Origin of the sequence: Micromonospora sediminimaris, assembly GCF_016863575.1 — a bacterium.
GTDB lineage: Bacteria > Actinomycetota > Actinomycetes > Mycobacteriales > Micromonosporaceae > Micromonospora > Micromonospora sediminimaris.
On record NZ_BOPD01000002.1, the window covers coordinates 69735 to 95795 of the forward strand.

Sequence of the window (26061 nt, forward strand, 5' to 3'; positions counted from 1 at the left end):
ACCGCCGCGCGTCCACAGCGGGCGCGGAATGGAGTCACGATGTCCAGGCGTAAATCGATTTTCGGACCGGTCGCGCTCGCGGCCCTGATGGTGCTGGCCGCCGCCGGTACGACGTTGAGCGCGAACCCCGGCAGCGTCCCGGCCGCCCAGTCGGGCATCCTGGCCGCGACCGCCGGCTGCGGCAAGGCGCCCACGCTGCGCAGCGGTACCCACACCATCCAGAGCAGCGGCAAGAACCGCAGCTACATCCTGCGGGTGCCGGACAACTACAACAACAACCACCCGTACCGACTGGTGTTCGGGTTCCACTGGCTCAACGGCTCGGCGACCGACGTGGCCACCGGCCAGACGGTGCAGCGCGACACCTGGGCCTACTACGGACTGTTGCCGCTGTCGAACAACAGCACCATCTTCGTCGCGCCACAGGGCCTCAACAGCGGCTGGGCCAACTCCGGCGGCGAAGACGTCACGTTCGTCGACGACATGCTGCGTCAGATCGAGGGCGACCTCTGCGTCGAGACCACCCAGCGCTTCGCGCTCGGGTTCAGCTACGGCGGTGCCATGAGCTACGCCGTCGCCTGCGCCCGGCCGAACATCTTCCGCGCCGTCGCCGTCTACGGCGGTGCGCAGCTGAGTGGATGCAGCGGCGGCACCCAGCCGGTCGCCTACTTCGGGGCACACGGCATCCGCGACAGCGTCCTCAACATCTCCAACGGGCGGTCGCTGCGGGACCGGTTCGTCCGCAACAACGGCTGCACCGCGCAGAATCCGCCGGAACCGTCGCAGGGCAGCCTCACCCACCGCAGCACCACCTACTCCGGCTGCGCGTCCGGCTACCCGGTGGTCTGGGCGGCGTTCGACGAGGGACACATCGCCGCACCGCAGGACGGCGCACCCGGTGACAGCGGCTCCCGGACCTGGCTGCCGGGCGAGACCTGGCGCTTCTTCACCCAGTTCGGCGGCGGCACCACCCCACCGCCGAACCCGACCACCCCGCCGCCGAACCCCACCACGCCGCCCCCGAGCCCGACGACGCCGCCGCCCGGTGGTGGGGCGTGCCGGGTCACCGCCGAGGTCAACGCCTGGAACAACGGGCTGACCGAACAGATCACCATCACCAACACCGGCAACTCCACCATCAACGGTTGGTCGCTGGTCTTCACCCTGCCCGGCGGGCAGACCATCACCGGCGGCTGGAACGCGAGTTACTCACCGACCTCCGGGCAGGTGACCGCGCGGAACATGTCGTACAACGGCACCCTCGCCCCGAACGCGTCGGTCGGCATCGGCTTCCAGGCCACCCACACCGGCAACACCGCTGAACCGAGTTCGTTCACCCTCAACGGCGCGACCTGCACCGTCAGCTGATCCGTACATTGTCCGGGCGCGGATCCCACTCGGGGGTCCGCGCCCGGTCGCGGGCCGACGCCCGCGCGGACGACAAGCCCTATGCTCCGCACCGTGCCGCTTACCTTCCCTTCGCATCTCGCGCCGGTGCTGGCGCTCAAGTGGTGGCGGCCCCGGTGGTTCGACGGCGTGACGTTGAGCTTCGGCGCGATGGCGCCGGACGTCGCCTACCTGGCGACCGGCCCGACCGGCCGGAGCTTCGCCGACACCCATTCCTGGCCGGCGCTGTTCTGGTGGTGTCTGCCGATGGCGCTGGCGTACGCGGCGGTCTTCCGGTCCTGCGCCGACGCCATCCTGGCTCACCTGCCCGGCGAGCGTTGGTTCGGCTGGAGTGGGCACGGTTCCCTGGCCCGGTGGCCGCACCGCTGGTGGATCACGATCAGCTCGGCGCTCCTCGGCGCGGCGAGCCACCTCGGCTGGGACTGGCTGACGCACACCGACGGCTGGCTTCGAGTGGTGTTCGGTCTCCGATGGTCGAGCGTTACGGACGTCGCCTGGTGGACGGTCTCGGATCTGACGAGCACCCTCGTCGGTGCGTTGCTCGTCGTCGTGCTCACCGCACGCCTCGGTCGGCGGGCAGCGGCGGCGGCGGGAGCTCGCCGGCTCGCACCGCCACGTCGACTTCCAGTGCTGTTCTGGAGCGTCGCCGCGCTGGTGTCCGTCGCCGGACTGGCGCTCGTGCCGCTGCTGCCCGGTGCAACCATCCTCGCTGCGACGATCGTCCGGTCGCTGCACGTCGCTGGTCTGGCCCTGCTCGCCGCCGCCATCGCCGTCCGGATCCGGTCCCAGCGCTCGGGCGCAGGTTACCCGGGCGCGTCAGGTGACAGCGGCGGCACCAGCACCAGCCGACCCGCCGCGGTCAGCGGACCGGCTCGATCGGGAAGCGTCCGCGGCGCCATTGCCAGTGGCGGCCGGCCTTCAGGTGGTCGATGACGGCGCGTTGCAGCACGGTGTCGCGCGGCAGTTGGTCCAGCGGTGTGGTCAGGGTACGGAACACGAACCGCACCACTTCGACGTCGGCGTCTAGCCCTTCCGGTTCCTGATAGGGCTCCAGCTCGAAACGTCGCTGGAAGCGGATGATGTTGGACTCCTCGGGCAGGTACTCCCGCAGCTGCGGGTCGAGCAGCCACGAACCGCAGGCGAACGACGTGTAGTGCTCGTCGGGGAAGTGGCGCGGGAAGAACGCCCGGGCCTCGTCGAGGGACGCCTCGACCGCTTCCGGGGTCAGCGACCCCGAGTCGGGGATGTGCAGGTCGATGGCGGTGCCGCCGCGATGGTGCTGAAGCCGACCCAGCTCGTAGACCGCGCCGCGCGAGTGCAGCGTCAGCCAGCTCTGCATGACCGACCAGCCCTCGCGATTCATCCGCCGGTCGATGGCGAGGTTGCGACCCAGGTCAGCGAGGGTCACCCAGGAGACGGCGTCGGGAACGCCGTGGTCACGGTGGTACCCCCTGACCACGTCGACCAGGGCCAGGTACGTGTAGACGTAGAGGTGCCGCCAGGCGGGGCCCCGCTCGCGCGGTAGCGCCGGACCGGGCGGCAGCCATTCGTGACCGCCGAGATCCGCGCGGACCAGGGCGATCGAGCGGTCGAGCAGCCAGCGTAGCTCCGGGGTCCACTGCGTGGAGTCGGGGTCCGGCCAGCCCGCCATGATCTCGGCGGCGTCGTCCGGTCGTACGGCGAGCCGGTCGAGCAGCGCGGGCGCGTCGGCTCTGGCGGGCACCGGAGCCGACGGGTGCTCGCCGGCCAGCCGGTGCACACGGTCGATGTCCTCGATGGGCACGCCGAGCCGGGTGGCGATGTCGTCCAGATTCACGCGGACGACAGTAGCGACCGGCGCGGCCGCCGCAACAGCGCGATGCCGGTCAGCCCGCTCAGGGGTTGGGTGGCGTGACCGCGATGATCAGGTGGGCTGGCTGGTCACTGGCGTTGCGGTAGAGGTGGGCCAGGCGTGAGTCGAAGGTGACGGCCTCACCGGCGGTGAGGGTGTACGCCTCGCCGCCGATGTCGGCGACCACCTCGCCGCTGATGACGATGGCGCACTCGGTCGAGGGGTGCGCCCACGGCTCGGCCGAGCTGGCGTCGCCCGGGGCGAGGTGGGCCTGGAGCACCTCCAGATCGCCGCGCCCCGGGGTCAGGCGCTCGTAGGTTATCTGGCCCGGGGGAGCGGTGAGCAGGCTGCGGCTGCCGGCCCGGCTGATGTGCACCGCCGGTGCCTCCGGCTCGGAGAACAACTCGGCGATCGAGGTGTCGAACACCTGCGCGAGCTTGCGCAGGGTGGCCAGGCTCGGGTCGGTCGCCCCGTTCTCGATCTGACTCAGCAGGGCGGGGGACACGTCGGCGGCTGTGGCGAGCTGCCGCAGCGTGAGGGAGTGCTGCTGGCGCAGGACGCGGAGCCGGTCACCGAGCATGTGAACCTCGATCCGATAACAGTGTGGCTAAAAATGTTTGACCAAGCTACACGGCCGTGTTTAGGGTGGTCAAACACGAGGGCGGCGCTGTTTGGTACTGGTGGACACGCCGCGTCCAGACATGAACCGGACGAATGCGAGTCCGGCTACATCCAACCCTGCGACGACGCACCCCGAGAACCCGACGCACCCCGAGAGAACCCGGAACACCGGCATTGGCCGTCTGGGCCCGGCCGGTGGTGGTGCCGCCGGACGTCGATGCCCCGCGGGTCCCGCGCAGCGGGCCGCGCCATACGAAGGTAGGAACAGCATGTCGGTGTCCCCCCGCCGGCTCCGCGCCGGAGCGCTCGCTCTGGCGACGCTGGCCATCATCTCCACCACCGCCTGCACGGCCGGCGGCAGCGGTGGCAACGCGAACGGTGGCGAGGCCAAGACCCTCACCGTCAACACGTCGTTCGTGCTCAAGACCCTCGACCCTGGGCGCGTCTACGAAGCCACCGGCCTGACCGCCGTGCACGCCCTCTACGACACCTTGCTCACCTTCGAAGGCTCCGACGTCGGTACCCCCGTCCCGGCGTTGGCCGAGTCGTACGAGGCGTCGCCGGACGCGAAGACCTTCACCTTCAAGCTCCGCTCCGGAGTGACCTTCTCCGACGGCAGCCTGCTCACCGCCGACGACGTGGTCTTCTCCCTCAACCGGCTGAAGAACATCAAGGGCAGCCCGGCGGTCACGGTGAGCGAGCTGAGCGTCAGCAAGACCGACGACAGCACCGTCGTGGTCACCTCGGCCACCCCCAACCCGAACGTTCCGGTGGTGCTGGCGATGCCGTCCACCGGTGTGCTCAACGCCGAGGTCGCCCGGGACAACGGTGCCAAGGACGGCGCGGACGCCGCGCAGGGCGACACCGCCCAGCAGTACCTCGACACCAATTCGATCGGCAGTGGGCCGTACGTGCTCAAGTCGTACGAGCCGGAGTCGCAGGTGGTGCTGGAGGCCAACCCGAACTACTGGGGCGACAAGCCACAGTTCGAGCGGGTGGTACTGCGCAACATGGACGTGCAGACCCAGAAGCTGACCATGCAGCGCGCCGAGAGCGCCGAGATCTCGCTGGACATCTCCGGCAAGCTGCTCGACGGCCTGCCGGAGAGCCTGCAAACCTCCGGCGTGCAGGACACTGTCTACTTCCTCTTCCTCAACGCCGACCCGGCGGTCTCGGATGTGACCGCGAACCCGAAGTTCAACCAGGCGCTGCGTGCCGCCATCGACTACCAGGGCATCGCCGCGCTGTACGGCGAGGGAGCCGCTCCCGGCGCCGGCCTGGTCGCGCCGGCCTTCCCCGGCACCCTGCCCGAGAGTGAGGCGTCCACCCGGGACGTGGCGAAGGCCAAGGCGCTGCTCGCCGAGGCCGAACTGACCAACCCGACGGTGAAGTTCAACTACCCGGCCATCACCTACAAGGGCGTCGACCTGGGCACCGTCGCCACCAAGGTGCAGGGCGACGCCGCCGAGGCCGGCATCACGCTGGAGTTGAATCCGCAGCCGCTGACCACCTTCCTCGACGAGATGCGCGGCGGTAAGTCGCCGCTGGGCTTCACTCCGCAGAGCCTCAACTACCCGGTCGCCGACTCACTGATCAACAACATGGCACCCGGGCAGGCCACCGCGCTGCGCTCGGGCTGGACCGTCGAGCGGGCCGACCCGGCGGTCGTCGCCGCCGGTGAGAAGGTCACCGAGACCCTCGACCTCGCGGCCCGGGCCACCGCCATGCAGGAGTGGCAGCGGCTGATGAACCAGTCCTCCCCGTACATCGTGCTGGCCAGCAACTCCTCCACGGTGGTGGCGACCGCCGACCTGACCGGCGCGGACTACTCCGCCGCCGGCTGGCAGGTCGACGTCGCCGCGGTCGGCCGCAGGTAGTCGGAGCACCATGACGACCGTCCACAACGGCGAGCCGGGCGCGGTCACCACGACCGCGCCCCGGCCCCGCCGGTCCCACCCGCTGCTGGCCTTCCTGGCCAAGCGGCTGGCGATCACCGCCGGACTGCTGCTGGGCGTCACAGTGGTGACGTTCGGGCTGGTCAACGTGGTGCCCGGTGACCCGGTCACCGCCAACCTGTCCGACCAGGCGCTCAACGACCCGGCCACGGTGGCCGCCTTCCGCGAGAAGTGGGGGCTGGACCAGCCGCTCTGGCAGCAGTACCTGCACTACCTGGGCAACCTCTTCCGTGGTGACCTGGGTATCTCCCAGCAGACGGGTCGGGCGGTCCTGGACGACCTGGTCCGGTACGTGCCGGCGACCCTGGAACTGGCCATCCCCACCATGGTGCTGGCGCTGGTGATCGGCACCGGGATCGGCATGCTCGCGGCGGTCCGCAACGGCCGGGTCACCGACCAGCTCGTGCGGGTGGGTGCCCTGCTCGGGCTCTCCACGCCGCCGTTCTGGCTGTCGCTCGTGGTGCTCTACGTCTTCTTCTACAAACTCGGGCTGGCTCCCAGCGGTGGACGGCTCTCCACCGGTTTCAGCCCGCCGCCGACCGTCACCGGCATGTACACGGTCGACGCGGCACTGGCCGGTCAGTGGGACGTGGCCTGGGACGCGGCCCAACACCTCACCCTGCCGGTGCTGGTGCTGACCTCGCTCACCGTGGCGCTGCTGGTCCGCTTTGTTCGCTCCGCCATGTTGGAGGTGCTTCAGCAGGACTACATCCGGGCCGCGTACGCCAAGGGCCTGCCGGCCCGGGTGGTGCTGCGCCGGCACCTGCTGCGCGCCGGGCTGGTCCCGGTGGTCACCGTGTCCGGCCTGGCCTTCGCCTCGCTGCTGTCCGGGACGGTGCTGGTGGAGAGCATCTTCGGCTGGCCGGGCGTCGGTCAGTACGCCTACCGCAGCGCCACCGCCCTCGACCTGCCCGCGATCCTCGGTGTCAGCCTGTTCGTGGCGCTGGTCTACACGCTTGTCAACCTCACCGTCGACCTGCTGTACGGGCTCATCGACCCGAGGATCCGCCTGTCATGACGATGACCGCACCTGATCCGGTGGCCCCCGACCCGAAGGTGGACCGGGCGCTGACCCGCCGTCGATGGCTCGGTCGGCTGCGTGGTGGCTCGGCTGGCCGGCCGATCTGGCGACAGCCGATCGCCGTGGTGGCGTTGACCATTCTCGGCGGCTGGCTGCTGGTGGCGATCCTCGCCCCGCTCGTCGCCCCCTACGATCCGCTCGCCCAGAGCGCCGACACCTACGCGGCACCCTCGGCGGCGCACTGGTTCGGCACCGACTCCCTCGGCCGGGACATCTTCAGCCGGGTCGTGCACGGCGCCCGGTTGTCGATCCCGCTGGCCCTGGCCATCGTCTCGCTGGCCCTGCTCGTCGGCGGCCTGCTCGGGCTGGTCGCCGGATACCTGGGACGGTTCGCCGACGAGGCGCTGATGCGGCTCACCGACCTGGTCTTCGCCTTCCCGCAGATCATCCTGGCCATGGCGGTCACCGCCGCCTTCGGCCCGAACACCCGCAACGCGGTACTGGCCCTGGTCATCGTCTCCTGGCCGGTCTACGCCCGGGTCATCCGCAGCGCCGTGCTCAGCATGCGCGGCGACGACTACCTCAGCGCCGCCCGACTGCTCGGCGTCGGACCGGTCCGGGCGCTGCGCCGCGATGTGCTGCCCAACAGCATCGGGCCGGCGATCGTGCTGGCCACCCTGGAACTCGGCAACGCGGTGCTGCTGCTCGCCGCGCTCTCCTTCCTGGGGCTGGGGCCCCGCCCACCGGCCGCCGAGTGGGGCTCGATGGTCGCGCTCGGCTCCCAGGACCTGTCGATGTGGTGGGTCAGCGTCTTCCCGGGCCTGGCCATCCTCACCGTCGTGATGGCCTTCAACGTGCTCGGCGACGCGTTGCGCGACCGGCTCGACCCCCGCTACGCGAAGGGACGCTGAGATGGCGCCGCTGCTCGACGTCGACTCCCTCGCCGTGACCCTGCCCGGCCCGCGCGGGCCGCTGCCGATCCTGCACGACGTGTCGCTCACCGTCGACGAGGGCGAACTCGTCGGCATCGCCGGGGAGAGCGGCTGCGGCAAGAGCCTCACCGCACAGACCCTGCTCGGTCTGCTGCCGGCGGGAGCCAAGGTCACCGGAACGGCGCGGTTCGCCGGCACCGACCTGCTCGGCCTGGACAACAATGGCTGGCAGCGGATCCGGGGCGCGGGCATCGCCATGGTCTTCCAGGACCCGACCGCCGCCCTGCACCCGATGCTCACCGTCGGCCGTCAGCTCACCGAACACATGCGGGTGCACCTGCGACTGGACCGACGGTCCGCGACCCGCCGGGCGGTGGAACTGCTCGATCAGGTCAGGATTCCCGACCCCGAGCGTGCCCTGCGCGCCTATCCGCACCAGTTTTCCGGCGGCATGCGGCAACGGGCGGCCATCGCCATCGCCCTGGCCGCCCGGCCCCGACTGCTGATCGCCGACGAACCGACCACCGCCCTCGACGTCACCGTGCAGGCCGGCATCCTCGCCCTGCTCGACCGGCTGCGCGCCGAGACCGGGCTGGCCGTCGCCTTCATCACCCACGACCTGGGGGTGCTCAGCGCGTTGACCACCCGTGGCTACGTCTTCTACGCCGGTCGCGTGGTGGAGACCGGCCCCACCGGGGCGCTGCTCACCGCACCCACCCACCCGTACACTGCGGCGCTGCTCGGCGCCCGGCCACACGGCACCCAGGCCGTCGGCACGCTACGGCCCATCCCCGGCGCCCCGCCGGCGCCGGGTGAGGCACCGCCCGGCTGCCCGTTCCAACCCCGCTGCGGGTACGCCGAGCCGGCCTGCGGCACCGTGCCACCGCCCCTGGCTCCGGTGGCTGCCGACCGGTCGGTGGCCTGTGTGGTCCGCCCGCACCTGGAGGTGACAGCCCGATGACCGGCCTGCTGGACATCAGCGACGTCGAGGTCGAGTACCGCTCGCGGGGACGCGGCCGGGTGCTCGCGGTCGCCGGGGTCAGCCTGGACGTGGCGGCCGGGCAGATCGTCGGCCTGGTCGGCGAGTCCGGCTGCGGCAAGTCGTCGCTGGCCCGGGTGGCCGTGGGGTTGACCCCGCCGAGCGCCGGTGTGGTCCGCTTCGCCGGGCAGCCGGTCACACCGCTGGGCTGGCGGCGCCGGCCGGACACCGAGATCGGCCTGCAGATGGTCTTCCAGAACCCGTACGCCTCGCTGAACCCCAGGCGCACCATCGGCGCGCAACTGCTCGACGGCGTCCCGGCGACGGTGACCGGCGCGGCCCGCCGCGACCGGGTACGCGAGCTGCTGGACCGGGTCGGCATGCCGACCACCGCCGCCGAGCGGTACCCGCACCAGTTCTCCGGCGGCCAGCGGCAACGCCTCGCCATCGCCCGGGCACTCGCCCCGCAACCCCGCATGATCATCGCCGACGAACCGGTCACCGCCCTGGACGCCTCGTCCCAGGCTCAGGTGGTAAACCTGCTCGTCGGCCTGGTCCGCGATCTCGACATGGGCATGCTGTTCATCTCCCACGACCTCGCCCTGGTACACGAGATCGCCGACATCACCGCCGTGATGTACCTCGGCCGCGTCGTGGAGAGCGCGCCCACCCGGGAGCTGTGGCGGAACCCGCGACACCCCTACACCCGGGCGCTCATCGACGCGGTGCCCCGCATCGGCCCCACCCCACGGTTGCCCGCCACCCTGGCCGGTGAGGTGCCCGATCCCGCCAACGCCCCCACCGGCTGCCGGTTCCGGCCGCGCTGCCCACACGCCTTCGCCCCCTGCGGCGACCAGCCACCCACCCTCGACCTCGGCGGACGCAGCGCCGCCTGTTGGCTCAACGACCCCACGGCGGCCCCGGCCACCGTGCCCGCGAACTGAGGACGTCGTCAATGCACACCGCAACCGAACAGGTCCTGGTCAACCTCGCGCTCTACGACGGCGTCGCCGACCACCTCCAGCCCGACCGGGGTGTCTGGGTCGGCGCCGACGGGATGATCAAGGCCGTGGCGGCCGTCGACGACGTGCTCGCCGAGGCCGGCGACGCCCGCGTGGTCGACCTCGGCGGCGACGTGGTGATGCCCGGCCTGACCAACATGCACGTGCACCTCTCCCTCGGGCTGCCCGGCCACCTCGCCGACACGGTGCACCGGTCCAACCTGGCCGAACTGGTGCTGCTGATGGCCGACTCGGCCCGACGCACCCTGCACGCCGGGGTGACCACCGCCCGGCTGGTCGGCGAGGGGCGCTACGCCGACTTCGCGCTGCGCCGGGGCATCGAGGCCGGCGCGGTGGACGGCCCCCGGATCTTCACCGCCGGACACGCGCTGTGCTGCACCGGTGGCCACGGCTGGGAGGCCGACGCCCTGGAAGCCGACGGCGCCGACGGCTTCCGGCGGCTCACCCGGGCCCAGATCCGGGCCGGCGCCGATTTGATCAAAGTCTGCATCTCCGGCGGGATCGCCGGTCAGTTCGAGGCGATCGACACCCCGCAGCTGCTCGACGACGAGATGGCCGCCGTCATCCGGGTCGCCCACGACTGGGGGCGCAAGGTGACCGCGCACGCCGGCCCGGCCGACACCGTACGCCGGGCCGTCGAACTCGGCCTCGACTGCGTCGAACACGGCTACGAGCTGACCGACGAGGTCACCCGCCTGATGGCCGACCGGGGCGTCTGGTACGTGCCCACCATCGTGGTGAGCCGCTGCGAACAGTTCTTCCGTGACTCCGGAGTGCCCGGCTGGTTGATGGACCGGGCCCTGGCCGCCGGCCCCCGGCACTGGGAGAGCCTCCAGCACGCCATCCGCAACGGGGTGCCGATCGCACTGGGCAGTGACATGCCGCCGCACGCGGGCTACGACGAGACCAGCGCGACCGTACGTGAGCTGGAGTTCATGGTGGACGCCGGGCTGCCGGTCGCCGACGCGTTGAAGGCCGCCACCATCCGCCCCGCCGAATGGCTTGACCAGGCCGACACGCTCGGCAGCGTCGAGGTCGGCAAGCACGCCGACCTGCTGGTGCTACGGGACGACCCGACCCGTTCCGTCTCCGCGTTGCGCACCCTGCACGCGGTCATGAAGGGCGGCGTGGTGTACCGCGACGACCACCACCGGCTCCGGACGCCCCGATGACCGGCGCGACCGCGCCGCGCGTGCGCACCGTGGCCGACAGGTACCTGCACGCCCTCGCCGCGCTCGACCCGGAGGCCGCCGAGGCAGCCGGGCGTAGCCCCGAATGGCGGCTGGCCGACCTGTCGCCGGACGGGTTCGACGCCCGCGCCGAGCTGACCCGCGCGACCGCGGCCGCCCTGGCCGCCGCCACGGTGACCGGCCCGGCCGAGCGTGCCCTCGCCGGTGCCCTGGCGGACCGGCTGGCCAGCGAGGTGGCGCTCTACGACGCCGGCTTCACCACCCGGCTGCTCGCCCCGCTGGCCACCCCGGTGCACCTGGCCCGGCAGGTCTTCGACAACCTGCCCCGGACCACCGTCGACGACTGGGCCGTCGTCGCCGATCACCTGCACCGGCTGCCCACCACCCTGGACCAGTACACCGCGACGCTGCGCCGTTCCGCCCAGCGTGGTCAACTGGTCGCCCGCCGGCAGGTGCTGACCGTCGCCGCGCAGTGCACCTCCTGGGTCGACGCCGACTTCTTCGGCGGTCTCGTCGCTGGTCACCCGGCCGGGCCGCTCGCCGAGCGGTTGGTTGAGGGGGCGCGGCTGGCCACCGCTGCCACGGCGGAATTTGCCACGTTCCTGCGTACCGAACTGGCTCCCGCCGCGACCGAGGTGGACGGCGTGGGCCGCGACCTCTACCAGATCACCGCCCGCGCCTTCCTCGGCGCCACCGTCGACCTGGCCGAGTTGTACGCGTACGGCTGGGCGGAGCTGGCCCGCACCGCGGCCGAGCTGCGGGCGGCGGCGGCCGACTGCGGCCACCCGGACGTGGCCGCCGCCCGGACGGCGCTGGATGCCGACCCGGACGGGCGGGTGCCGGTCGGCCCTGCCCTGGAGGAGTGGCTGGCCAGGCGGACCGCACTGACCACCGAGCTGCTCGACGGGACACACTTCGACATCCCCGCCGCCACCCGCCGGGTGGTGTGCCGGATCAGTCCCGCCACCTCCGGGGTCATGTACTACACCCCACCGGACGCGCAACTGACCCGCCCGGGCGGCATCTGGTGGTCGGTGCCGCCGGGCGAGTCGACGGTGCCGGTGTGGCGGCACGTCGGCACGCTCTGCCACGAAGGGCTGCCCGGTCACCACCTCCAGCACGCCATCACGCTCACCACCGCCGACCTGCACCCGTGGCAGCGCACGCTGTGCCACGTGCACGGGTACGCCGAGGGCTGGGCGCACTACGCCGAACGGCTCGCCGACGAACTCGGCCTCTACGCCGGCCCGGCGGAACGGCTCGGCATGCTGGACGGGCAGATGTGGCGGGCCGCCCGCGTGGTCATCGACCTCGGCCTGCACCTCGACCTGCCGATCCCGCCCGGCAACGGGTTCACCGACGCGCCCCGCTGGAGCCACGGTGTGGCCGTGGACCTGCTCACCCGGGTCGCCGGGCTGGACGCCGCCACCGCCCGGTTCGAAGTCGACCGCTATCTCGGTTGGCCGGCGCAGGCGCTCGCCTTCAAGGTCGGCGCGCGGCTGTGGCAGCAGACCCGCCAGGACGCCGAGCGTCGTGCCGGCCCGACCTTCGACCGCAAACAGTTCCACCACACGGCGCTGGCGCTCGGGCCGATGGGCCTGGATCCGCTGCGTGAGCGCCTCGCCGAGACGTCCCGACCCGCTGCCGCCTCCCTCGACCGGAAGTGACCCCGATGAGTATCGACGAACTCACCAGCACGATCACCGACATGTACCGATCACTGGGGGATCGGTCCGCCTTCGACGCCCACCTGCACCCCGACCTGACCATCTGGGAATCCGACGCCGACCGGCTGCTCACCGGGCTGACTGCGCTGGACGTGCTGCGGGACCGCCGGGCTGCCGAGGCGACCGGACCGGCACCGGTCAGCGTGACTCCGGAACAGCTGCACGCCGAGTCGTGGGACGACACCGGTCTGGTCCGGTACGTGCTGCGGGCCCGGCACGCCGCCGACCGACCGGACGTCTGCTTCCGGGTCACCGATGTGCTGCGGCGCGACGACGCGGGCTGGCGGATCGTGCACCACCACGCGGAGGCCGTGCGATGAGCGACGACCAGCCCACCACCGACGTCTACGACCTGCGGATCGTGGTGGAGCGGATCGAGGGACGCTCGGTGTGCGGCATGAAGCCGGGCGACCACGTCGACCTGACCGAGTCGTGCCGGTTGCGCATTCCCGAGGGCCAGCACTTCTGCCTGTACGCGCTCGCCGCGTGCCTGCCGCTGCTACCGGCCAAGCAGCGGGCCCTTGACGACGGCGACTGGATGGCTCGGGACAGCCACGTCGCCTGCCCCGACCCGGAGGAGCGGCTCATCATGCGCATCGAGCGCACCGGACGGCGGCAGATCCCCACCGAGGAGCTGACGTGACCCGCCTGGTGGGTGTCGGCCTCCAGTCGGACAAGTCCGCCGACGAGTACGCCGTGCTGGCCGAGCTGGCCGAACGGCACGGCTTCGACGTGCTGTCGGTCTTCGGCGACCTGATGTACCAGCCGCCGCTGTTTCCGCTGCTGGTGGCCGCCCGGCACACCCGCCGGATCCGGCTCGGCGCGGCCTGCCTCAACCCGTTCACCCTGCACCCGGTGGAGGTGGCCGGTCAGGTGGCCGCCCTCGACCTGGCCTCGCACGGCCGCGCGTACCTCGGCCTGGCCCGGGGCACCTGGCTGCAACAGGTCGGGGTGGCGCAGACCCGGCCACTGCGACGCATCGCCGAGACGGTGCAGATCGTCCGGCGGCTGCTCGCCGGTGACGACTGTGGTTTCGTCGGCCGTGAGTTCACCGTCGCGCCGGGTACCGCGCTGCGGTACACCCCGGCCCGGCCGGACGTGCCGGTGCTGGTGGGCACGTGGGGCCAACAGACCGCGCGGTCCGCCGCCGCGTTCGCCGACGAGGTGAAGGTCGGCGGATCGGCGAATCCGGCGATGGCCAAGACGATGCGGGCGTGGCTGGACGAGGCGGCCTCGGGCCGGGACACCGGGGTGGTGCTCGGTGCGGTCACCGTGGTCGACACCGACGGTGCGCTGGCCCGACGGATGGCCCGCACCGAGGTCGCCATGTACCTCGCGGTGGTCGCCGCCCTCGACCCCACCGTCGAGGTCGACCCGGAACTGCTGGCCCGAATCCAGCAACACGTCACCCGCCGCGAGGACGACCTGGCCGGCGCACTGATCGGTGACGACCTGCTCGACCTGTTCGCGTTCTCCGGTACGCCCGAGCAGGTCGCCGCGCAGGCCGCGGCGGTCTTCGATGCCGGGGCGAGCCGGGTCGAGTTCGGCACCCCGCACGGCCTGACCCCGCAGCGCGGGATCGACCTGCTGGGTCGGCGGGTGCTGCCGCTGCTGCGCGACTGACGGTCGGACGGGCCAGGTCAGCGTCGCCAGGCCGACCAGAGTTCGGCGTACCGGCCGCCGGCCGCGACCAGATCGTCCGGGGCGCCGAGTTCGACGATCCGGCCGTGCGCCATCACGGCGATCCGGTCGCAGGTGTGTGCCTGGCTGAGCCGGTGGGCGACCACGACGGCCGTGCGGCCCCGGATCAGGGCGGCGCTGGCCCGTTCGAGCTGTCGGGCCCCCGCGCTGCCGGCCTCGGCGCTGGCCTCGTCGAGGACGACGATCGGTGGGTCGAGCAGGGCGATCCGGGCCAGCGCCACCTGCTGCGCCTGACCGGCCGTGAGCGGGTGTTCGCCGTCGCCGACCCGGGTCGACAGCCCGTCGGGCAGGGCGTTGACCCAACCGTCGGCTTCGACCAGCCGCAAGGCGGCGTGCAGGTCGTCGTCCGAGGCGGCCGGAGCAGCCAGCCGCAGGTCGTCGGCGAGGGTGCCGGCGAAGACGTGGACCTCCTGGGTGACCACGCCGACGGTCCGGCGCAGCTCGGCGGGATCCAGCTCGCCGATCCGACGGTCACCCAGCCACACCTCGCCCTCGGCGGCGGGAAAGACGCCACCGAGGATGGCCGCGAGGGTGGTCTTGCCGGCTCCGCTCTCGCCGACGATCGCCAACGACTGACCCTCGGCGATCTCGATCGAGACGTCCTGCACGACGGCCGGGCCGCCGGGGTAGCGGTGCCACACCGACTTGGCGGTGACGCTCGTCGGCAGCCAACCGGAGATCGGCCTGGCCGGCCGTGTCGCGGGTACGTCGAGCCCGGAGATGCCGACGAGCCGCGCGAGCGCCGCCCCGGCCGACTGGATGTCGTTGAACGACATCAACAACAGGCCGAGCGGGCCGAAGAGTCGATGGAACAGCAGCGCCGCAGCTGTGACGTCGCCGACCGTGCTGTCGCCCGCGCGTACCAGCAGGAAGCCGGTGAGCAGCACGGCGGTCAGGCCGAGCGCCTCCGCGTAGTTCATCGTGTTCGCGAACCAGAGGAAGCCCCGCACCGCACGCAGGCGCGCCACCACCGCGTGCCGGGAAGCCTGCTCGACCCGTCGGCTCTGGCGCTCCTGCATGCCGTACGCGTGCACCGTCCGGGCACCGGTGAAGGTGTTCAGCACGCTCTGCGTACGCACCGCCGCGGCCTCCCGCTCGGCGGCGTACAGCCGCTTCGCCTGCGGCACGAAACGGCGCAGGCTCAGCACGTACACCGGGAAGACGACCAGGAACGCGGCGGCGATGCGCCAGTCGAGGGTCGCGAAACCGGCGAAGGTGATGACAACGGTGACCAGGGCGGTGAAGATCCCGGCCGCCAGCCGCACCGAGTCGGTCACCCGCTCCACGTCCTCGGTGACCCGGGAGGCCACGTCGCCGGAGCCGGCGCTCTCCAGCCGGGTCGCGTCCATCCGCAGCGCCCGGTCGAGCACCTCCTCGCGGAGGTCGGCGCAGGCACGCATGCCCCACTCGGTGACCAGCCAGTTGGCCGCGCCGGTGAGGATCGCGGCGGCCAGGCCCGCGCCGAGGATCAACGCCGAGGTCAGCAGCAGCGAGCCGACGGTGCCACCGGCCACCACCAGGTCGACCAGCCGGCCCAGCAGGATCGGCACGACGACGGCCGCGACGCTGGCCGCCGTGGCCGCCGCCACCGATGCCCAGGCGAGCAGCGGGTAGCGCCGCAGGGCCCGCCAGAAGGCGGTGAGCGTCACCCGACCGGTCGCGACCGGCAGAATCGTTGCTCCCGGGGTCATCGCAGCACCACCTCCGCGTACGACGAGTCGGCGAGCAGGTCGCGGTGACGCCCCACGGCCGCCACCCGACCGGCGCGGAGAAAGACGACCCGGTCGCACCGGTCGAGCAGCGGTGCGCTGGTGGTGACGAGGACGGTCGCCCGGTCGTCGCCGGCCCGGTAGGCGCGGATGCCGTCGGCGATGGCGTGCTCGGTGACCGCGTCGATCGCCGTGGTCGGGTCGCGGAAGACGGTGACCGGCCGGTCGGCCAGCAGCGCACGGGTCAGGGCGAGCCGCTGCCGCTGGCCACCGGAGAGGTTCAGGCCGTGGTCGACGAGTTCACGGTCGAATCCGGCGTCATCGGCGAGCAGGTCACCGACGGCGGCCGAGGCCATGGCGGCGCGCAGGGCGGCGTCGTCCCGGTCGTCGCCGGTCTGGAGCACCTCCCGCAGCGTGGCGCCGAACAGGTCCACGCCGTGCGGTTCGACAAGCACGGTTCGCCGCAACGAGGCGAGGTCCAACTCCCGCATCGGCGTGCCGGCCAGCCGCACCTCACCCCGGTCCGGCGGCCGTGCCCCCGCGAGCAGGTCGGTGAGGTCGTCGGCGGTGCTGGTCTCCGCGGTGACGATGCCGAGCAGCTCACCGGGGGCCACGGCGAGGTCGACGCCGTCCAGGCCCGGCGCGTGCACCGTGTCGAGGCTCAACGTCCCCGGCTCGGCCGTCCGCGTCCCGGAGGGCACCCGCTCGGGGGCGGCGAGCACCTCGGCCACGCGGGCCGCGCTGGCCCGCGCCGTGGCCAGCCGGAAGACGCAGTCGGCGAGGTTGAGCACCGGATCGGTGAGGAAGGTGGCCAGCCCGACGATCGTGATGAGCTGCCCGACCGTGATCCGCCCGTCCAGGGCGTACCAGCCAGCCAGCGCGGCCACGGCGGTGATCAGCAGGCCGGTCGTGAAGGTGGACGCGCCGACGAACGTGGCGCCGGCCTTGACCGTCCCGATGCCGGCACGCAGCGACGTACGGCTGGCCGTGCGGTAACGGCCGACGGCCTCGTCGACCCCACCGAAGCCACGCAGCGGTCGCAGCCCACGCAGCAGGTCCGATGCCGTGGCGGCGGCCCGACCGACCGCCTGCTGCTGCGCGGACGTGCGGCGGCCCACGACCGGCCCCAGCGCGTTGAGCCCGAGCACCAGGATCGGCACGCCCACCACCAGTCCGAGCCCGAGCGACCAGTCGATCCGCAGCAGCACGACCGTCGACACCGTCAGCCCGACCAGCGCGCTCACCCCCCGGGTGCCCAGTTCGAGCAGCTCAGCGGCGGACTGCGTGTCGGAGGTCGCGATCGAGAGCAGTTCCCCGCTCTGGCGGCTGGTCCGGAGGCCCTGACCGCCGACCACCCGCCGGACCACCCGCATCCGCAGCTCGTGCGACTCCTCGGTGACCGCCCGGGACAGGAACCAGAAGCCCGACCGCCAGCCCATGGTGAGGGCGGTGAACAACGCGAAGATGCCCAGCACGGACCAGGCCATCGCCGAGGTCGACCCGGTTCCGACGGCCTGGTCGATGACCAGGCCGATGGCCACCGGAACGAGAGCCTCACACAGTTGGTGCAGTGACCAGAACGCGGCGCACAGGGCGGTGTCGCGACGCTGCCGCCAGAACATCCGGCGGATCAGTCGCCCCGTGGTCTGTGTCATGCCCCCGCCTCACGTTCGATGAGTTAGGGCAGGCTAACCTGCCGTACTCGCCGAATGCCATTCGCGGGTGCGCCGTGCTGGCCAGGTCTCAGTCCTCGGCGTGCCGAAGCGGTGGCCGGTCGAGCCCGGCCCAGGAGCGCAGCAGCCGACCGCCGATGGAGTCGACCGGTCCCGAGCCGGGACCGTTGCGGACGCGTTCGACGATCTCGGCCCGGGTGAACCACCGGGCCTCCGACAGTTCGCGTCCGTCCACGGCGATCGTCTCCTCGACGGCCCGGGCGACGAAGCCGACCATGAGACCGGCCGGAAACGGCCATCCCTGGGAACCCTGGTAGGTGACCGCGCCGACCGTCACGCCGGCTTCCTCACCGACCTCGCGACGGACGGCGCCCTCCAGGCTCTCGCCGATCTCGACGAAGCCGGCGAGCAGCGAGAAGCCGTTCGGGTCGGCACCGTGATGGCGGGCGAGCAGGCAGCGTGGCTGGGGATCGGGGGATTCCACAAGCACGATGACGGCGGGTTCGATCCGGGGGAACAACTGCCGACCGCAGTCGGGGCCCCGGCAGATCCGCAGGTGACCGGCCTCGGCGCTGGCCGTGGTCGCGCCGCAGGTACCGCAGTATCCGGCGTGCCGGTTCCAGTAGAGCAGGCCGCGCGCGTACGCCAGGGTCGCGGCGAGTGGGCCGGGCAGGGTGGTGGCCAGCCCGCGCAGGTCGGCGCTGCGGTGCGCAGTAGCCAGGCGCAGCGCCTCGGTCTCCTCGACGTCGCTGAGATCGGCGGCGAAACTCGCTGTGGTGCCGTCGAGGCCGAGCAGGGCGGTCTGACCGGCCGCCGCCACCAGGGTTCGGGCGGGTGCACCGGTGAGCCGCACCGGTCTGCCGTCGGCCGTGAGCAGCGGCCGGTCGCGCCACATCGGCAGCACCTGGCTGTCGTCGCGGTCGAGCAGGTCGGCGACCCGGGCCGGGTCGACGCGTAGGCTCCCCGCCCGGTCGTGCGGTGTCGCGGTGTACGCGAGCCCGTGGAACACCATGTCGTTGATCGTGCCTGACGCGCCCGGTGGTCCCATCGGCACCCCGACTCGGCGACCCGCCGTCGCGATGCCTTGACAGCGACGTCCTGGTTCACCAACCTGTCGTATAGTCCTACTGTCGTAGGACAAGCCATAAGGGTTGGTCGGGAGGAGCGTTGTTGATCGAGTTCGTGCTGGACGGCCGGTCCAAGGTGAACACCTACGTACAGCTGGTTCAGCAGGTCAAACAGGCGTTGCGGGTGGGGTTGCTGGCGCCCGGCGACCAGCTGCCGAAGGTCCGCGAGGTGGCGCAGTCATTGGCGATCAACCCCAACACGGTGCTCAAGGCGTACCGCGAGTTGGAGATCGAAGGACTGGCGGAGGGGCGGCCCGGTGTCGGCACGTTCATCACCGCGTCACTGCATCGCGAGGCCCTGGTCAACCAGGCCGAGCTGCGCGCCGAGCTGGTCGACTGGGTGCGTCGGGCGCAGGCGGTGGGGCTCACGGCCGAGGAGGTAACCGCCCTGGTGGCGACGACGATGCGGGCCACCTTTCCCGCCTCGGTGACGAAGGAATCTGCGTGAGAGGAAGCGGTATGGAGCTGGTGCTGGAGGCCGACGGGCTCGGCAGGAGATATGGCGGCACCTGGGCGCTGCGCGAGTGCTCGCTGCGGCTGCCGGCTGGACGGGTCGCCGCGCTCGTCGGGCCCAACGGGGCCGGCAAGAGCACGTTGCTGCACCTGGCGGTGGGCCTGTCCCGGCCGGACGCCGGCGAGGTACGGGTCTTCGGTCACGTGCCGTACGGCAACACGGAGTTGCTGGCGGAGATCGGATTCGTCGCGCAGGACACCCCGATCTATCGGGACCTCACGCCGGAAGAACTGGTCATCATGGGCGGCAAGCTCAACCGACGGTGGGACGCGACCCTGGTGCGGACCCGGCTCGCGCAACTGGGCATTCCGCCCGGTCGCCCGGTAGGCAAGCTCTCCGGTGGTCAACGTGCCCAGGTGGCGCTCGCCCTCGCGCTGGCCAAGCGGCCCCGGCTGCTGCTGCTCGACGAGCCTGTGGCCAGCCTGGATCCGCTCGCCCGCCGCGAGTTCATGCAGTCACTGATGGGCAGCGTTGCCGAGTCCGGCACCACGGTGCTGCTCTCCTCGCACATCCTCGGCGACCTCGAACGGGTCTGCGACTACCTCATCGTGCTGCACTCTGCCGAGGTGAAACTCGCCGGCCCGGTGGAGGAGCTGCTCGAAGGCCACCGGCAGCTCAGCGGGCCGCGCGCGGCAGGTGCGCGTCCGATCGCCGGGGTGGCGGCGGTGGTCCGGGCCAGTCACACCGACCGGCAGTCGACCCTGCTGGTTCGAGCCGACGGAGACCCCATCGACCCGGAGTGGACGGTCCGCGACGTCACCCTGGAGGACCTGATCCTGGCCTATCTCACCGACGACACGGTGACCCGGGCCAGCCACGAGGCGTGGGGGGTTCCGGCATGATGTGGGTCGCCTGGCGCCAGCACCGCAGGCAGGCGCTGGTCACGCTGATCGGGCTCGCCGTCCTGGCCGCCGTGCTGGTCCCGACGGGGTTGGCGATCCGGGGCAGGTTCGCCGAACTCGGCCTGCCGCAGTGCCTGCGCCAGGACACCGAGACGGCTGAGTGCGTCCGGGCCTTCAACCAGTTCAACAGCCAGCACGACACGGCGCTCCTGGTCGGCATCCTCTTCCTCGTCCTGCCGCTGCTGGTCGGGCTCTTCTGGGGCGCGCCGCTGGTCTCCCGGGAGGTCGAGCAGGGCACCCACCGGTTCGTCTGGACGCAGGGGGTCAGCCGAACGCGGTGGGCGGCGACCAAGTTCGGGCTTGTCGGTGCGCTCACGCTGGGCGCGGCCGTCGTGTACGGGCTGGGCATGGCGTGGTGGCTGTCCCCGCTGGTGGCGGGCGGTGGTCGGAGCCGCTTCGACGTGCTCTTCTTCGACATGCAGGGCGTGGCACCGATCGGCTACACCCTCTTCGCGGTTGCGCTCGGGGTCTTCGCCGGCACCGTGTGGCCCCGCATGCTGCCGGCCATGGCGGTGACCCTGGCCGGGTTCGCCGCCGTACGCGTGGCGCTGACTGTCCTGGCCCGGCCGCACTACCTGCCCGGCCGTGAGCACACCACGCCGCTCGTCTCCACCGCGGGCCTGGACGAGACCGCCCTGCGGGGTGCCTGGACCATCTCGAACGGCATCCGGGACGGCAGCGGAGCGATGGTGGCGCCGGGCGCCCAGGTCATCTGTCCACCGGGCGCCACCGCGCCGACGGGCGGGCAGTGTGGTGCCGAGTTCGGCGCGGGCGCGTACAACTGGGTGCTCTACCAGCCGGCCGACCGGTACTGGTTGTTCCAGGGCATCGAGACCGGAGTCTTCGTCGCCCTCGCCGCGATCCTGCTCTATCTCGCGGTGTGGCGGGTCCGTCGGATCGCCTGAGCACCCGGTCGGTGCCCCTCCTCGGGGGCATCGACCGGGGTGCTCAGGTGGACCGTGGGGTCAGGGCAGGATGGCGTCGACGTAACCGCCGTCCACCCGCACGGCCGCCCCGGTGGTGGCCGAGGCCAGCGGGGAGGCCAGGTAGACGACCAGGTTCGCGATCTCGGCCGGCTCGATGAGGCGTCGCAGCAGCGACTGCGGGCGGTGCCGGAGCATGAACTCCCGCTGCGCCACGTCCCACGGCAGGTCGTCACCGACCAGCGAGCGGACGAACTGCTCCACCCCGCCGGTGTGGGTGGGCCCGGCGATGACGCTGTTCACGGTGACCCCCGAGCCGGCGGCCTCCTTGGCGAAGCCCCGCGACACGGCCAGCAGGGCGGTCTTGGAAACCCCGTAGTGGATCATCTCGGTCGGGATCACCACCGCCGAGTCGCTGGCGATGTACTGGATTCGGCCCCAGCCGCGTTCGCGCATCCCCGGCAGGTACGCCCGGGTCAACCGGATCGCCGCCAGCACGTTCACCTCGAAGTACCGCCGCCAGTCGTCGTCGGTGATCTCCATGGCGGGCTGGGCGCCGAAGATGCCGAGGTTGTTGACCAGGATGTCGACCTCAGGGAGCGCCTCGACCGCCGTGACCGCCCCGTCGGCCGTGGTCACGTCGGCCGGTACCGCGACGCAAGATCTATTCGCATACCGGCCATTCTGTCGAACCGAGCCGGCGTCGACAGCTGGTCGTGCGCGTACCAGGCGTAGCCCATTCGAGCAGCGACGATGCCGGCCGGGCGGCGTCGGTGTCAGGCAACGCCGACACGGCAGGTCACGGAGGGCCGCCCGGCACCGGACCGCCAGTTGTCCGGTACCGGGCGGGTCCGCCCGACGAGCCACTCGATGTGCTGGTCGGCGACCGGGTGGGGCAGGTCAGTTCGCCGTGCAGGTCGGTGTGGGTGTGCTCGGCGTGCCGGTGGTGGAGCCAAGGAAACCGAACGAGGTGCTGGCCCCCGCGGCGAGGTTGCCGTTGTAGCTGACGTTACGGGCGGTCACCGCGGATCCCTGGCTGGTGACTGTCGCGTTCCATGCCTGGGTGACCGTCTGCCCGGCCGGGTACGTCCAGGTCACGGTCCAACCGCTGATCGCCGAACCGCCCGCGGTGACCCGCACCTCGCCCTGGAAGCCGCCGGACCACTGGTTTGTCACCGTGTAGGTCGCGGTGCAGCCGCTACCGCTGGGCGGCGGCGTGGTGGGCGGCGGGGTGGTCGGCGGCGGCGTGGTGGGCGGCGTGGTCGGCGGGGGCGTGGTTGACCCGCCCCAGCCGGCGGTCGAGTCCAGCCAGGCCGCGCGGCGGAGCATCCAGTCCCGCATGAACTGGACCTGCCCCTGCCAGGTCGGCGCGGTCGGTGTGATGAACGGCCCGACGTTCCGGGTGCTCAGGTTGGGCCAACGCGCGAAGTTGCGCTGCGCGGCGGCCGTCAGGGGTGCGCTGAGGCCGTCGATGCGGGACTGCAACGACGCGTCGGAGAGCGGGCCACGGCGCAGCGTCTGCCAGCGCAGCCGCACCTCGTTGACGAACGACGGATCGCGCATCAACTGCGTGTACCAGTCGTTGGCCAGCGGTTGGCGGACCTGCTGGTACTGCCAGCCGGAGGTCTGGTCGTTCTGGAAGAAGCCGCCCACGCCGAAGCTGAGGTCGTAGTCCCAGAGCGGCCCGGCGAAGATCTTGGTGTCGCGGTCCTTGTAGAAGTAGGCGCTGCGGATGTAGGAGTCCATCTCCCGGCTCAACTCGTTGATGATGAGCTGGTCGATGAAGGAACCCACGTCGATGTACGCCCGGTAGCCGCTCACCGGATCGGCGAAGTTCGGTGCCCGCAGCACGTTGTGGAACTCCTGGATGTGGTTGCGCAACCAGTCCCGTTGCTCGGGCTGCAGCGGCGACGGGTCGGCGACCTCAAGGTAGTTCCAGCAACTCGCCGTCGGCCCGGTGCACGGCAGGGTCGGCTCCTCGGCGGCCATCCACTCGAACTTGAATATGTAACCGCCGGTGATCTTCGGCAGGGTCCGGTCGTCCTCGCGGAGCTGCTTGAGGTCGAGACGTTCCTTCGAGTTCTTGATCGTCTCGACGAGCATGTAGACGCCCATGTAGTCGTCGGAACCGACCGGCCCGGCGTCGGTGTTCAGGTAGAACTCCGCGAAGGCGTACCGGGGTGCCGGCAGGCCCATCTGCCTCCCGAGGTCGTAGACGAACGCCTCCCGGATCAGGGCCTTGTCGCTGAACGGCCCGCGCAGCACCCAGTCGGAGTCGGCCGGCATGCCGAGCACCGGGTAGTCGGCGTCGTCGTCCTCGTTGTCCCAGAATTCGAGCCGGAACGGCGTCTTGGCGAACATCGCCGACGACTGCCCGCGCAGCCGGAAACCGGCCCGGGTGGCCACCGTGGGTGCGGCGGCCAGGGAGGTGCTGCCGGCGCCCGGCTCGAAGATCATCGTGGTGGCGTCGAAGTACTCCCGGTCGGGCCGCCCGGCACCGTACGAGTCGATCAGGACGACCGGCAGGTCGTGTGCGGTGCTGGTGTTGCGGGCTACGTACATGGCGGTGCCGGGTGCGCCCGAGGCGGTCTGCCCGACGAACGCCTGGGCCCGCAGTTGCGTCGTACGTGTGAAGCGCAGCGCCGCGCCGGAGTAGAGCGGCGACTGCGCGTCGGGCAGGCGTCCGTCGGTGGTGTAGCGGATCTGGGCACCGCTGACGGTGGTGCTCAGCGATACCGAGACCTCGCCGGAGAAGGTGCCGCTGGGTACGGAGAAGCCGATGTCGCCGACCAGGTCTTCGGCTGCCTCCGCTGCCGCGGCGGCGTCCGCGGCGGTGCGGGAACCGGCGGTCCGGTCGGCCGGGACGGTGGAACTGGACGTGCCGGCGAGGGGCTCGGCACCGGCTGGTGCCGGCGACGGGACGAGGAACGCGGTGACCAGCATGGCGACGGCCGCGATCCCCGCGATGCGCAGGGGTGCCGCCGAGGTGCCGACGCTGCGGTCGGTCAGACGCACGATGCCTCCTGAACGGGACGGTGGGTGGTGGCGGTCGGTGCCGTGCCCACCGACGGGGTGGTGCGGAAATGCCGGCGCAGTGTCCGGCGCCAGGGCGAGTCCGGCAGGTCCGGACGCAGCGCGGCCAGACCGGTGGCGTACTTGGAGATGCGGGCGGGCCGCAGCCCGCGCTGCCACAGCAGCCGGTCGGCGGGCGATGCGGCGGCGCTGGTCTTGGTCTCGACCACGGCCAGCTCCGGCAGGTGCAGTGAGGTGGCGCCGGCCTGCCAGGCGAGCCCGGTGTCGATGGTGACCCGGCTGGCGGTCGCCGGCAGCAGCAGCGTCGCCCGCCGGTAGCTGGTGACCAGCACCGGGTCGAGGGCGCTGCCGGCGGGCGGGCAGATCGCCTCCCGCGCGAGCGCCTCGTCGACGAATGCGCGGCCGGGAAGCACTGTCGTGCGGTCGTGCGGATCGTACGGCAGCCGGTGTTTGGTGATGCTGTCGCGCGCTCCGCTGATCTTGACTTCGAGCCAGCACTGGGCTGAGTCGAGGTAGGTGCGGGTGCGCACCTTGAAGCGGCGTCGCCGCCGGTAGGCCGCGCAGTGATAGCTGGCCAACCTCGGGGTGTCGAAGTAGACCGACTCGTAGCGGAAGCTCCGCGCGCCGTCGATCTCCAGCACCCGTGCGTGCGGAACGAGCTGCTCCAGCAGGTGTGGCAACCGGTCGAGCGGGACGAGGTACTTGCGGTCCACCCTGGTCTGCAAGGCGGCCCGGTCGATGAGTTCGGTCAACCCGATGGTGTCCATGGCCGCCAGGGCCGCGGTGATCGGCTGGATGCTCATCGGGCCGCTCCCGCCTTGGCCGGCGTCGCGGTGGCTCTGGTCGTCTGGCCCTTGACCGAGTAGCGGACGTCGACGACGGTGGTCTCGTTGACCAGATCGAGTCGCTGCACGGTGGCGACGTGCACGCGTGCGCCGAGCAGTTGCTCCAGCTGGGCCACGAGGGTCACGTGGTCGGTCACGGCAGAGTCGAGCACCATGATCTGGTGCCGGTAGTGGCGGAGCAGCCGGGGATGGTCGCCCAGGAACATCACCACGAGGATGAGGCCCATCAGCCCGGCGCTGAGCCAGACCGAGGTGGTGCTCAACGCGCCGAGGATGCCCAGGGCCAGCGCTGAGAAGTAGTACGCGACCTCGTGCTGGTCGAGCTCCGTCGACCGCAGGCGGATGATCGACAGTACGCCGAACAGCGCCAGCCCGAGCCCGAGCCCCGCGCCGACGTTGCTGGCGCTGAGCGCGCTGGCCACCGCGAGGACACCGACGTTGACGCCGAGGTAGGCGACCACGAGATCGCGGCGGCGGTGTCTCGGGAAGTAGAGCCCGAAGACGAGCAGCACCACCGCGCCGATGTCGATCGCGAACAGGATGAGCTGCGACATCTGGTGTCTTCCTCCTGGGTCGCTGTCGCGCCGGCCCCGTCTCATCTCGTCGGCACGAGCTGCGGTCAGGCAACCGAACGCAACCGAAAGTCTCGGTAAACTTGCGGGAACTATTCCGGGAATAGTAATGGGACGCATCGAACCGGGTCAATGGCAATGTTGTGCCAACCTGGACTTTTGGCGCGCGTCAGGCGCATCCGTGATCGTCCGGCTCGGGCCGGTCGGCTGGTCAGGACGCGGTTCGCACGCGAGTGGACCAGTCGTGGACCGGCGGTGAACCCAGGGTAAACAACCCCAGGCGACCGTCGCTCGCCGCGACTACGGCCGGCCGGGGGTTGGTTGGTGGTGTGGACTTCCCGCTCCGGCCGTGATCGCCCTCGTGGGTCACCCCAGCG

The 26061-nt window shown here is 71.6% G+C and carries 23 protein-coding genes and 2 pseudogenes; 15 read left to right on the forward strand and 10 right to left on the reverse strand.

Annotated elements, in window-relative coordinates; genetic code table 11:
- Window positions 1-39: 39 nt before the first annotated feature.
- Window positions 40-1368: a CE1 family esterase gene (locus Vse01_RS00305; RefSeq protein WP_093402119.1), complete on the forward strand. Its 1329-nt coding sequence runs from the start codon at window positions 40-42 to the stop codon at window positions 1366-1368.
- Between the two features lie 93 nt (window positions 1369-1461).
- On the forward strand, window positions 1462-2340 hold the full coding sequence (locus Vse01_RS00310) for a DUF4184 family protein (protein ID WP_170863318.1): 879 nt from the start codon (window positions 1462-1464) through the stop codon (window positions 2338-2340).
- Here Vse01_RS00310 and Vse01_RS00315 read toward each other — a convergent pair.
- Together Vse01_RS00315 and Vse01_RS00320 are read right to left on the reverse strand one after the other, a co-directional pair.
- On the reverse strand, window positions 2267-3223 hold the full coding sequence (locus Vse01_RS00315; RefSeq protein WP_093402121.1) for an acyltransferase domain-containing protein: 957 nt from the start codon (window positions 3221-3223) through the stop codon (window positions 2267-2269). The two genes, Vse01_RS00310 and Vse01_RS00315, sit on opposite strands and share 74 nt — an antisense overlap.
- 58 nt (window positions 3224-3281) lie before the next feature.
- Complete coding sequence (locus tag Vse01_RS00320; RefSeq protein ID WP_093402122.1) at window positions 3282-3818, reverse strand: cupin domain-containing protein; 537 nt, start codon at window positions 3816-3818, stop codon at window positions 3282-3284.
- 310 nt (window positions 3819-4128) lie between these two features.
- Here Vse01_RS00320 and Vse01_RS00325 point away from each other — a divergent pair, with 310 nt between their 5' ends.
- From Vse01_RS00325 to Vse01_RS00370, 10 genes are read left to right on the forward strand one after another with little or no spacing between them, the layout of a single operon-like run.
- Entirely contained in the window at window positions 4129-5736 is a 1608-nt protein-coding gene (locus Vse01_RS00325) for an ABC transporter substrate-binding protein (protein WP_093402123.1), read from the forward strand.
- Between the two features lie 10 nt (window positions 5737-5746).
- Window positions 5747-6832 carry an ABC transporter permease gene (locus tag Vse01_RS00330; protein ID WP_093402124.1) on the forward strand — a complete coding sequence of 362 codons (1086 nt, stop codon included), beginning with the start codon at window positions 5747-5749 and terminating at the stop codon, window positions 6830-6832.
- On the forward strand, window positions 6829-7746 hold the full coding sequence (locus Vse01_RS00335; protein ID WP_093402125.1) for an ABC transporter permease: 918 nt from the start codon (window positions 6829-6831) through the stop codon (window positions 7744-7746). The genes Vse01_RS00330 and Vse01_RS00335 overlap by 4 nt, the downstream gene beginning before the upstream one ends.
- Window position 7747: 1 nt before the next feature.
- On the forward strand, window positions 7748-8728 hold the full coding sequence (locus Vse01_RS00340) for an ABC transporter ATP-binding protein (protein ID WP_093402126.1): 981 nt from the start codon (window positions 7748-7750) through the stop codon (window positions 8726-8728).
- The gene (locus tag Vse01_RS00345) at window positions 8725-9690 is read left to right on the forward strand and encodes an ABC transporter ATP-binding protein (protein WP_093402127.1); all 966 of its coding nucleotides are present in this window, start codon (window positions 8725-8727) and stop codon (window positions 9688-9690) included. Before Vse01_RS00340 ends, Vse01_RS00345 begins: the two co-directional genes overlap by 4 nt.
- An 11-nt stretch (window positions 9691-9701) precedes the next feature.
- The gene (locus Vse01_RS00350) at window positions 9702-10940 is read left to right on the forward strand and encodes an amidohydrolase family protein (RefSeq protein WP_093402128.1); all 1239 of its coding nucleotides are present in this window, start codon (window positions 9702-9704) and stop codon (window positions 10938-10940) included.
- The gene (locus Vse01_RS00355) at window positions 10937-12625 is read left to right on the forward strand and encodes a DUF885 domain-containing protein (protein ID WP_093402129.1); all 1689 of its coding nucleotides are present in this window, start codon (window positions 10937-10939) and stop codon (window positions 12623-12625) included. The genes Vse01_RS00350 and Vse01_RS00355 overlap by 4 nt, the downstream gene beginning before the upstream one ends.
- Before the next feature lie 5 nt (window positions 12626-12630).
- On the forward strand, window positions 12631-13005 hold the full coding sequence (locus Vse01_RS00360; RefSeq protein ID WP_093402444.1) for a nuclear transport factor 2 family protein: 375 nt from the start codon (window positions 12631-12633) through the stop codon (window positions 13003-13005).
- A complete protein-coding gene (locus Vse01_RS00365) occupies window positions 13002-13328 on the forward strand; it encodes a TIGR04076 family protein (RefSeq protein ID WP_093402130.1) in 327 nt (108 codons plus the stop codon). Before Vse01_RS00360 ends, Vse01_RS00365 begins: the two co-directional genes overlap by 4 nt.
- Window positions 13325-14308 carry an LLM class flavin-dependent oxidoreductase gene (locus tag Vse01_RS00370; protein WP_093402131.1) on the forward strand — a complete coding sequence of 328 codons (984 nt, stop codon included), beginning with the start codon at window positions 13325-13327 and terminating at the stop codon, window positions 14306-14308. Before Vse01_RS00365 ends, Vse01_RS00370 begins: the two co-directional genes overlap by 4 nt.
- Before the next feature lie 17 nt (window positions 14309-14325).
- Here the strand turns inward: Vse01_RS00370 and Vse01_RS00375 are convergent, their stop codons facing one another.
- The 3 genes from Vse01_RS00375 to nudC form a co-directional block, all read right to left on the reverse strand.
- Entirely contained in the window at window positions 14326-16077 is a 1752-nt protein-coding gene (locus Vse01_RS00375; RefSeq protein WP_093402132.1) for an ABC transporter ATP-binding protein, read from the reverse strand.
- Entirely contained in the window at window positions 16074-17750 is a 1677-nt protein-coding gene (locus Vse01_RS00380) for an ABC transporter ATP-binding protein (RefSeq protein WP_093402133.1), read from the reverse strand. Before Vse01_RS00380 ends, Vse01_RS00375 begins: the two co-directional genes overlap by 4 nt.
- 88 nt (window positions 17751-17838) lie before the next feature.
- The gene (gene nudC / locus Vse01_RS00385) at window positions 17839-18780 is read right to left on the reverse strand and encodes an NAD(+) diphosphatase (RefSeq protein ID WP_093402134.1); all 942 of its coding nucleotides are present in this window, start codon (window positions 18778-18780) and stop codon (window positions 17839-17841) included.
- A gap of 158 nt (window positions 18781-18938) precedes the next feature.
- Between nudC and Vse01_RS00390 the strand changes: the two genes are divergently transcribed.
- From Vse01_RS00390 to Vse01_RS00400, 3 genes are read left to right on the forward strand one after another with little or no spacing between them, the layout of a single operon-like run.
- Window positions 18939-19343, forward strand: a complete 405-nt coding sequence (locus Vse01_RS00390) for a GntR family transcriptional regulator (RefSeq protein ID WP_093402445.1) — start codon at window positions 18939-18941, stop codon at window positions 19341-19343.
- An 11-nt stretch (window positions 19344-19354) separates the two neighbouring features.
- Entirely contained in the window at window positions 19355-20251 is an 897-nt protein-coding gene (locus tag Vse01_RS00395) for an ABC transporter ATP-binding protein (protein ID WP_093402135.1), read from the forward strand.
- A complete protein-coding gene (locus tag Vse01_RS00400; RefSeq protein WP_093402446.1) occupies window positions 20248-21216 on the forward strand; it encodes an ABC-2 membrane transporter-related protein in 969 nt (322 codons plus the stop codon). The genes Vse01_RS00395 and Vse01_RS00400 overlap by 4 nt, the downstream gene beginning before the upstream one ends.
- 60 nt (window positions 21217-21276) lie before the next feature.
- On the opposite strand, the gene Vse01_RS00405 is transcribed toward Vse01_RS00400, so the two are convergent.
- The 5 genes and pseudogenes from Vse01_RS00405 to Vse01_RS00420 form a co-directional block, all read right to left on the reverse strand.
- Window positions 21277-22101, reverse strand: coding sequence for an SDR family NAD(P)-dependent oxidoreductase (locus Vse01_RS00405; RefSeq protein WP_275415468.1), 825 nt, complete (start codon window positions 22099-22101; stop codon window positions 21277-21279).
- Between the two features lie 33 nt (window positions 22102-22134).
- Window positions 22135-22533 (reverse strand): annotated as a pseudogene (locus Vse01_RS29940) (cellulose binding domain-containing protein); the annotation flags it as partial.
- Between the two features lie 18 nt (window positions 22534-22551).
- Window positions 22552-24177, reverse strand: a pseudogene (locus Vse01_RS00410) (CotH kinase family protein); the annotation flags it as partial.
- Between the two features lie 62 nt (window positions 24178-24239).
- Window positions 24240-25070 (reverse strand): polyphosphate polymerase domain-containing protein, encoded by an 831-nt coding sequence (locus Vse01_RS00415; RefSeq protein ID WP_093402136.1) that lies wholly within the window; start codon window positions 25068-25070, stop codon window positions 24240-24242.
- Complete coding sequence (locus Vse01_RS00420; RefSeq protein ID WP_093402137.1) at window positions 25067-25666, reverse strand: DUF4956 domain-containing protein; 600 nt, start codon at window positions 25664-25666, stop codon at window positions 25067-25069. The genes Vse01_RS00415 and Vse01_RS00420 overlap by 4 nt, the downstream gene beginning before the upstream one ends.
- Window positions 25667-26061: the final 395 nt, after the last annotated feature.